Source organism: Streptomyces sp. col6 (assembly GCF_008042035.1).
GTDB lineage: Bacteria > Actinomycetota > Actinomycetes > Streptomycetales > Streptomycetaceae > Streptomyces.
In genome coordinates this window covers 1-633 of the sequence record NZ_RDBL01000045.1, presented here as the reverse complement: position 1 = coordinate 633, position 633 = coordinate 1, and the positions used below count along the sequence as shown (strand labels likewise).

Annotated in this window: 1 protein-coding gene; it reads left to right on the top strand. The window is 63.3% G+C overall.

Annotated features, from left to right (window positions below):
- Positions 1 to 529 (top strand): helicase associated domain-containing protein (locus tag EAO73_RS34880; protein WP_191134343.1); only part of this gene is annotated, 529 nt, incomplete at its 5' end.
- Positions 530 to 633 lie beyond the last annotated feature (104 nt).

Below are 633 nucleotides of genomic sequence, written 5' to 3'. Positions count from 1 at the left end.
CTGGAACCCACGACTCCTCGGATGGACCGTCGACTGGCAACGCTCCTACACCGGCCTGCACTCGCTCCTGAACGCCGGGAACACGCTGGAAGACATCCAGCCCGGAGTGACGTACCACGGCGACGACATCGGACGCTGGGTCCTCCGGCAGACACGAGACTGGACACAACTCAACACCGAGCAGCAGCGACGGCTGGAAGAGCTCGGGGTACGACCACGAGCCGCTGCACCAGCCCGTAAGAACGCAGGACGGGGCGCGGCAAAGACCCATAAGGGCACAGCACAGGCAACAGCACAGGCCGGGGGCGGGAAGAGCTCCGAAGCCTTCCAACGAGGCGTACAAGCCCTACAGCAATACATCACACGCGAAGGCAAGACCACCGTCGGACGACAGCACATCGAACAGCTGCCCGACGGGACGTCCGTGCGCCTGGGCGTGTTCCTGAGCAACCACAAAAACCGCCGCGACAAACTCACCAACAACCAACTCACCACCCTCACCAACCTCGGACTGGAATGGGCGACGTAACGGTCGGCTGGCCGTTCCGGTTCCCTACCGGGTGCGGTCGGGTCAGACGGTCGTGCTGTCCTCGAAGTAGAACCAGTTGTCCCCGCTGTCCGGACCGAAATAGT